8 protein-coding genes are annotated in these 7,211 nt (G+C 72.4%); 4 read left to right on the top strand and 4 right to left on the bottom strand.

Annotation, left to right across the window (positions count from 1 at the left end; translation table 11 throughout):
* From ACFFNX_RS09510 to ACFFNX_RS09520, 3 genes are all read left to right on the top strand, one after another.
* Nucleotides 1-714: sensor histidine kinase (locus ACFFNX_RS09510; RefSeq protein WP_378198172.1), on the top strand; the 714-nt coding region annotated here is incomplete at its 5' end.
* Nucleotides 702-1,349 carry a response regulator gene (locus ACFFNX_RS09515; RefSeq protein ID WP_378198174.1) on the top strand — a complete coding sequence of 216 codons (648 nt, stop codon included), beginning with the start codon at nucleotides 702-704 and terminating at the stop codon, nucleotides 1,347-1,349. The genes ACFFNX_RS09510 and ACFFNX_RS09515, both read left to right, overlap by 13 nt.
* Nucleotides 1,350-1,357: 8 nt before the next feature.
* Nucleotides 1,358-2,149, top strand: coding sequence for a DUF4097 family beta strand repeat-containing protein (locus tag ACFFNX_RS09520; protein WP_378198176.1), 792 nt, complete (start codon nucleotides 1,358-1,360; stop codon nucleotides 2,147-2,149).
* Here the strand turns inward: ACFFNX_RS09520 and ACFFNX_RS09525 are convergent.
* Entirely contained in the window at nucleotides 2,134-2,871 is a 738-nt protein-coding gene (locus ACFFNX_RS09525) for a DNA alkylation repair protein (RefSeq protein WP_378198178.1), read from the bottom strand. The genes ACFFNX_RS09520 and ACFFNX_RS09525 overlap by 16 nt on opposite strands.
* A gap of 87 nt (nucleotides 2,872-2,958) precedes the next feature.
* Between ACFFNX_RS09525 and guaA the strand changes: the two genes are divergently transcribed.
* Nucleotides 2,959-4,530 (top strand): glutamine-hydrolyzing GMP synthase, encoded by a 1,572-nt coding sequence (guaA, locus tag ACFFNX_RS09530; RefSeq protein ID WP_378198180.1) that lies wholly within the window; start codon nucleotides 2,959-2,961, stop codon nucleotides 4,528-4,530.
* A gap of 7 nt (nucleotides 4,531-4,537) precedes the next feature.
* Here guaA and kynU read toward each other — a convergent pair whose 3' ends face one another.
* The 3 genes from kynU to ACFFNX_RS09545 all read right to left on the bottom strand — a co-directional run.
* Nucleotides 4,538-5,785: a kynureninase gene (gene kynU / locus ACFFNX_RS09535; protein ID WP_378198181.1), complete on the bottom strand. Its 1,248-nt coding sequence runs from the start codon at nucleotides 5,783-5,785 to the stop codon at nucleotides 4,538-4,540.
* A gap of 148 nt (nucleotides 5,786-5,933) precedes the next feature.
* Nucleotides 5,934-6,782: a haloalkane dehalogenase gene (locus ACFFNX_RS09540; RefSeq protein ID WP_378198183.1), complete on the bottom strand. Its 849-nt coding sequence runs from the start codon at nucleotides 6,780-6,782 to the stop codon at nucleotides 5,934-5,936.
* Nucleotides 6,783-6,792: 10 nt separating this feature from the next.
* Nucleotides 6,793-7,211, bottom strand: a 419-nt coding sequence (locus ACFFNX_RS09545) for a pyridoxamine 5'-phosphate oxidase family protein (RefSeq protein WP_446678508.1), incomplete at its 5' end; no start/stop codon positions are given.

Raw genomic sequence — 7,211 nt, forward strand, 5'->3', positions numbered from 1 at the left:
GGACTGGCCGCCGCGGTCGCGCGGCTGGACACGCGGGTCGCGTCCGCCCTGCTGGGCCCGAGCCGGGCGGACGAACTCGAACGCCGGGTCGAGGACCTCGCCGAGAGCCGCGCCGGCGTCGTGGACGCCGCGGACGCCGAACGCCGGCGCATCGAACGCGATCTGCACGACGGCGTACAGCAGAGGCTGGTCGCGCTCGCCATGAACCTCGGGCTGGCGCGCGAGACCCTCACCGGCGTCCCCGACGACGCCATGGAGGTGATCGCCGAGGCGCACCGGGAGGCGAAGGAGGCCCTGACCGACCTGCGCAACGTCGTCCGGGGCCTGCACCCGGCCGTGCTCGACGACCGCGGCCTGGACGCCGCGCTGTCGGGCATCGCCGCGCGAGCGCCCCTTCCCGTACGCCTGCGGGTCGACGTGCCCGAACGCCCGTCGCCGACGGTCGAGGCGATCGCCTACTTCGTCGCCTCCGAGGCGCTCACCAACGCGGCCCGGCACGCGCGGGCCGAGCAGGTGCGGATCGTCGTGGCCCGCGCCGGAGACGTCCTGCGGATGACCATCACCGACGACGGGATCGGCGGCGCGGAGCCGTCGAGGGGTACGGGTCTGACCGGCCTGCGTCAGCGCGTCGGGTCGGTCGACGGTACGTTCCGGATCACCAGTCCGGCCGGCGGGCCGACCGTCATCACCGTGGAGTTGCCGTGCGCGTTGTGATCGCCGAGGACTCGGTCCTGCTCCGGGCCGGACTGATCAAGCTTCTGGAGACCTCGGGATTCGAGGTGGCGGCCGCGGTCGGCGACGCCGAGGCCCTGCTCGCCGCGGTCGAAGAGCACCGGCCCGACGTTGTCATCGCGGACGTGCGGATGCCCCCCGGCCACAGCGACGAGGGCGTGCGGGCCGCGCTCGTGATCCGGCGGCAGTGGCCCGACGTCGCGGTGCTGCTGCTGTCGCAGTACGTCGAGGAGCGGTACGCCGCGGACCTGCTGGCGGCCAACACGAGCCGGGTCGGCTACCTGCTGAAGGACAGGGTCGCCGACGTCTCGGCGTTCATCGACGCGCTGCGCCGGGTGGCGTCCGGGCAGACCGCGCTCGACCCGGAGGTCGTGGCGCAGCTCCTCCTCCGTCGGCGCAGCGACCCGCTGGACCGCCTGACACCACGGGAGCGCGACGTGCTGGCCCTCATGGCCGAGGGGCGCTCCAACAGCGGCATCGCCGAGGCGCTGGTGGTCGGCGACAGCGCCGTGGCCAAGCACATCAACAACATCTTCGCCAAGCTCGACCTGCGGGACGCCGATGCCGATCATCGCCGCGTGCTCGCCGTGCTGCGCTTCCTGGGCGTGGGCTCATGACCGAGCGGATGAGCGAGCGTCCCCGGCGCCGCGGTGTCTGGATCGTCGTCGCCGCGGTAACGGCCTTCATGGCGATCGTGCCCCTCGGCGTGCAGATCTGGGGCCGCCTGCTTCGTCAGACGGAGTCGATCCCGTCCGTCTCGTACCGCGCCATCACCGCCCTCGAGGTCGAGGCGGGCGGCGGTTCGGTGACGGTGGGCGCCGGGCCGCCCGGCCAGGTCGCCGTCGAACAGACACTGCGGTGGACGCTGAGCAAGCCGCGCCTCGAACAGTCATGGCACGGCGACACGCTGGTCCTCAAGGCGGTGTGCGGCCGGCGCGTGGAACTGTTCGCCAGCCTCGAATGCGGCGTCGACCTGCACGTGCGGGTCCCGGCGGCGGTCACCGTACGGGCCACCGTGGCCTCGGGGAACATCACGGCGCAGGGGCTCACGGGTGCGCTCCGCCTCCAGGCGCGCTCCGGCACGGTGAACGTGGCCGGGACGCGCGGACCCGTCTGGGCGAGAGCGAACTCCGGCTCGATCAACGGAACCGACCTGTCCTCGCCGCAGGTGGACGCCAGAACCTCCTCCGGGGCCGTCGGGCTCGGCTTCGCCGACGCTCCGCGGCAGGTGACGGCCAAGGCCGCCTCCGGGTCGGTCACGGTCGCGCTGCCCCGCGGCTTCCGCTACCGGGTGGACGGGACGTCGATGTCCGGGGACGTGAAGATCGACGATGGGCTCCGCGACGACGGCGCGAGCCGCCGGATCGACGTGTCGACGTCGTCCGGCGCGGCGAGGGTCCGCTACTCGCCCTCATGAGGCGTGACGGGAGGGCCGCCCTTCCGGTAGGCGCCGAGCAGGGCCGCGCGATCGCCCTCCGGGAGGTGGCGCACGGCCTCGCGGATGGTCACGCCCGACACCACGGCGACATGGTCGCCGACCCAGGTCCGCACCCAGGCCGGGTCGGACCCGGCCAGCTCGCGCAGCACCCAGCCGAGGGCCTTGCGGATGAAGAACTCGCGCTCCGCGACGAGCGCGTCGCCGTACCGGGCCAGGCGCTCCAGGTCGGCGGAGCCGGCGCGGATGCCCGGGAGCAGCGCGAGCAGGGCGCTGCGCCGGATCCAGAAGTTCTCATCGCTCACCCACCGGTCGAGCGTGCCGGCCAGATACGGGTGCCGGGTGACCAGGCCGCCCGCGACCTTGGTGGCGAGCGTGTCCACGTAGGCCCAGGTGAGCGAGTCGCGGATCATCCGTTCGGCGACCGGCAGATCGTCGCCGGTCAGCAGCGGGACGCCCCGCACCAGCACCTCGATCGCGACCATCCGGCGCTCGTGCAGCGGGGCGTTCCAGAGCTCCTCGGTCAGGGCCAGGAGCTCTTCGCGCGTCAGGCCGGTGGCGGCGGCGACCGCGATCTTCCGCAGGGCGGGAACCCGTACTCCCAGGTGGCGCAGATCGCTCTTGAGATAGCGTTTTTCCTGTACGGCGCGGGCGGGGTCGGCGAGTTCGCCGAGCTTCGCCTCGATGCCGTCCGCCGTGATCACCCGATCAGTATGGGCTCCTACGAGGGAAAACGTTCATCGTTTCGCCACTAGACTGTGGCTATCCCGCGACTCCGAAAGGCGTTCTTGGTGTCCGTCGAGTCAGTCGAGCAGTCCTTCGACACGGTCCTCGTTGTCGACTTCGGGGCGCAGTACGCGCAGCTCATCGCCAGGCGCGTGCGCGAGTGCCACGTCTTCAGCGAGATCGTGCCCTCGACCATGCCGGTCGCCGAGATGCTGGCCAAGCGGCCCAAGGCGATCATCTTGTCCGGTGGGCCCGCGTCGGTGTACGAGCCCGGCGCGCCGCCGGTCCCCGACGGCCTGTTCAAGGCCGGGGTGCCGACGCTGGGCATCTGCTACGGCTTCCAGGCGATGGCGCGGGAGCTGGGCGGCATGGTGGCCAACTCCGACATCGCCGAGTACGGCCGTACCGACCTGACCGTGCTCGACGAGGGGACGCTCCTCGCCGGCCTGCCCGCCGAGCAGTCGGTGTGGATGTCGCACCGGGTGACCTGCAGCGCGCCGCCCGCCGGGTTCACGGTGACCGCGCGCACCGCCAGCGCCCCGGTCGCCGCGATGGAGGACCCGGCGCGTCACCTCTACGGGGTGCAGTTCCACCCCGAGGTCATGCACACCGAGCACGGCCTGACCGTGCTGCGGCACTTCCTCACCGCGGCCGGATGCCGTCCGTCGTGGACCATGGTCAACATCGTCGAGGAGTCGATCGAGGCCGTCCGCGCCCAGGTCGGCGACAAGCGGGCGATCTGCGCGCTGTCCGGCGGCGTCGACTCCGCGGTGGCCGGCGCGCTCGTCCAGCGGGCCATCGGGCCCCAGCTGACCTGCGTCTTCGTCGACCACGGGCTGCTGCGCAAGGGCGAGGCGCTCCAGGTTGAGAAGGACTTCGTCGCCGCGACCGGCGTCGACCTCAAGGTCGTCGACGCCTCCACCCGGTTCCTGTCCGCGCTCGACGGCGTCACCGACCCCGAAGAGAAGCGCAAGATCATCGGGCGGGAGTTCATCCGGGTCTTCGAGGAGGCCGCCCGCGAGATCGTCGACACCCACGGCGAGGCGGTGGAGTTCCTCGTCCAGGGCACGCTCTACCCGGACGTGGTCGAGTCCGGCGGCGGCACCGGCGCGGCCAATATCAAGTCGCACCACAACGTCGGCGGGCTGCCCGAAGATCTGCAGTTCTCCCTGATCGAGCCGTTGCGCACGCTGTTCAAGGACGAGGTGCGCCGGCTGGGCGAGGAGCTCGGCCTGCCCCCGGAGATCGTCTGGCGGCAGCCCTTCCCGGGCCCCGGCCTCGGCATCCGGATCATCGGCGCCGTCACGCGCGAGCGGCTCGACCTGCTCCGGGAGGCCGACGCGATCGCCCGGGAGGAGCTGACCCGGGCCGGCCTCGACCGCGACATCTGGCAGTTCCCGGTCGTGCTGCTCGCGGACGTGCGCTCCGTGGGCGTGCAGGGCGACGGCCGCACGTACGGCCACCCGGTGGTGCTGCGCCCCGTGACCAGCGAAGACGCGATGACCGCCGACTGGGCGCGACTGCCGTACGAGGTCCTGCAGCACATCTCCACGCGCATCACCAACGAGGTCGCGGAGATCAACCGGGTCGTGGTGGACATCACGAGCAAGCCGCCCGGCACGATCGAGTGGGAGTGACGCGCCCCTAGGTCACCCGCGCCGGCTCGCTGGAGAAGCGCTCGTACGTCCGTTCGTGCACGATCGTGCGCAGGCGGTCGAGGCCGTTCCACACGTCGGTGAAGCCGGTGCTGATCGGCGCGGGGCCGAGCCGGAGCCGGTCGGGGGTCCGGTAGTCGGGGATCACCCTGTCCGCGATCATGGCCTGCGCCATGCGCCAGGCCTCGGGGTGGCGCAACGAGACGTGTGAGCCGCGCCGCCTCGGGTCGGCGGGGGTGGCCAGGGCGAGCTCCGGCAGCCAGGCCTCGGCCAGGTCGATCACGTAGCCGGTGAGCGCCTGGCCCTTGGCCCGCAGCCGGTCGATCCCGGCCTCGGCGAGCAGCCGTACGCCCTCCTCGACCGCGGCGATCGCCATGATCGGCGGCGTGCCGACGAGGAACCGGCCGATCCCGGGCACCGGGTCGTACGCCGGGCCCATCGCGAACTGGTCCCGCTGCCCGAACCAGCCCCAGATCGGTTGCCGCAGGTCCGGCAGCTCCTTTCGGACGTACAGGAAGGCGGGCGATCCGGGGCCGCCGTTCAGATACTTGTAGGTGCAGCCGACCGCGAGGTCCGCGCCGCTCGCGTCGAGCCGTACGGGCACCGACCCGGCGGAGTGGCACAGGTCCCACAGCACGAGCGCGCCGGCGTCGTGGACGATCTCGGTCACGGCGGTCATGTCGAGCAGCGCGCCGGAGCGGTACGCCACGTGCGACAGGCTGACCAGCGCGGTGTCCGCGCCCACGGCCTCCTGAAGGAGGTTCGGGTCCAGGCCCTGGTCGATGTCGGTGTGCACGACGCGCAGTTCGAGGCCGCGCTGGGCGGCCAGCCCCTCCAGGACGTACCGGTCGGTGGGGAAGTTGTCGTCGTCGGTGACGATCACCGTCCGGCCCGGGCGCGCGTCGAGCGCGGCGACGGCGAGCTTGTAGAGGTTGACCGTGGTGGAGTCGGCGACGACGACCTGGCCCCCGGCCGCGCCGAGGAGGGCCTCGCCGATCAGGTCGCCCACCTGGAAGGGCAGGTCGGCCCAGTGGCTCCACGAACGGATCAGGTCGGTACCCCATTCGTCCCGTACGACCCGTGTGATCCGTTCGGCGGTCGTCTTCGGCAGCCGCCCGAGCGAGTTGCCGTCGAGGTAGACCAGCTCGGGATCGTCGCGCACGAAGGCGTCCCGCAGCGGGGCGAGCGGATCGTCGGCGTCCAGCCTGGCCGCGTACTCCCGGGACGTGTCCGTCATGTGGCTCACTCTAGAGCGGGCGCCGGCCTGCCCGGCAGGTGCCCGGAGGGGCCGCGTCGGACGTCATCTCCCGCAGTTCGACGAGCTCCGCGACGCCTCACCCGAGAAGATCATCACTCTGCCGCGCCCCTGCTTCCGGGCACCGGCCCTAGATCCCGTGCCGTCGCAGCCAGCTCACCACGGCCGCGACGATCAGGTCGGGCCGGTCCTCGGGCGTGTGGTGCCCGGCGACCGCGTCGTACCGCTCGATCTCCAGCCCGGCGATGTGCCGCGCGCACCAGTCGATCATCTCCGGGGTCATCATCGCGCCGGGCCCGGGTGCGAACGTGATCAGCAGCTTGGGCACGTCCGGGCTCGTCGCCAGCCACGCGTCGTACGCCTCGACACGGGCCACGACGTCGGCGGGTTCGCCGCCCAGCGGCATCGACCGCGCCCAGCGCAGGATCGGCCGGCGGCTCTCACGTGTGGGGTACGGCGCGCGGTAGGCGGCGATGAGGTCCTCGCCGACCGGGGTGGCGACGCTGCCGGGGAACGCGTCGAGGAAGGCGTTGTCGTCGAGGATCATGGCCTCGCCTTCGTCGCTCTTGATCGCCGCGAACAGCGCCCGGCCGGCTTCGGGGAACTCCTCCCAGGTCATGGGCTTGACGATGGTCTCGTTCACCGCGATGCCGCGCACCCGCTCCGGGTGCCGGGCGGCCCAGTCGAAGGCCAGCGCGCCGCCCCAGTCGTGGCCGACCAGGATCACGTCGTCGAGGTCGAGCGCGTCGAACCAGGCGTCGAGATACCGGGCGTGGTCGGCGAAGGAGTAGTCGATGGCGGGCTTGCCGGACTCGCCCATGCCGATCAGGTCGGGCGCGAGCCGCCGTCCCGGCACGGCCGGAATGACGGCGCGCCACAGATGGGAGGAGGTGGGGTTGCCGTGCAGGAAGACGATCGGCGTACCGTCGCCCACCTCCCGGTAGAAGATCGTTGAGTCGAGGACTTGCTGGACGGGCATGAGGGGCCTTTCACAGGTTGAGCTTCATCACCCGGTCGACCGCGATCTCGATCACGACGCGGCCGGGCGGGTCGGGCGGTGGCGACCCGTAGCGTTCGGCGTAACGGCGTACGCCCTCGGCCACCCGGGCCGGGGCGGCCGACACGGTGGCGGTGCCTTCGAGGGTCACCCAGCGGAAGCCGGCCACCTGGCAGAGGGCGGCGCGCCCGCCCGCCGCCAGGTTGCGGGCCTTGCGCGAGGACGCCACCGTCAGGACGCGGGCCATGCGTGCGTCGTCGTCCCAGGTGAAGCGCACGGCCACCACATGGGGCGACCCGCCGGGCCGCAGCGTCGTCAGGGTGGCGACGTGCGGCCGGGCGAGGAAATCCTCCACCGGGTCGCGCGGCCGGGTCACCGGAAGGCCGCGGCGTTCCGCCTCGCCCAGTCGGC

Origin of the sequence: Actinoallomurus acaciae (genome assembly GCF_042429965.1) — a bacterium.
In the GTDB taxonomy this organism is placed as follows: domain Bacteria; phylum Actinomycetota; class Actinomycetes; order Streptosporangiales; family Streptosporangiaceae; genus Actinoallomurus; species Actinoallomurus acaciae.

Coding starts and splice junctions, on each gene's coding strand:
- ACFFNX_RS09520 (WP_378198176.1), top strand. CDS start 1,358: ATGAGCGAGCGTCCCCGGCGCCGCGGTGTCTGGATCGTCGTCGCCGCG.
- ACFFNX_RS09540 (WP_378198183.1), bottom strand. CDS start 6,782: ATGCCCGTCCAGCAAGTCCTCGACTCAACGATCTTCTACCGGGAGGTG.
- kynU (WP_378198181.1), bottom strand. CDS start 5,785: ATGACGGACACGTCCCGGGAGTACGCGGCCAGGCTGGACGCCGACGAT.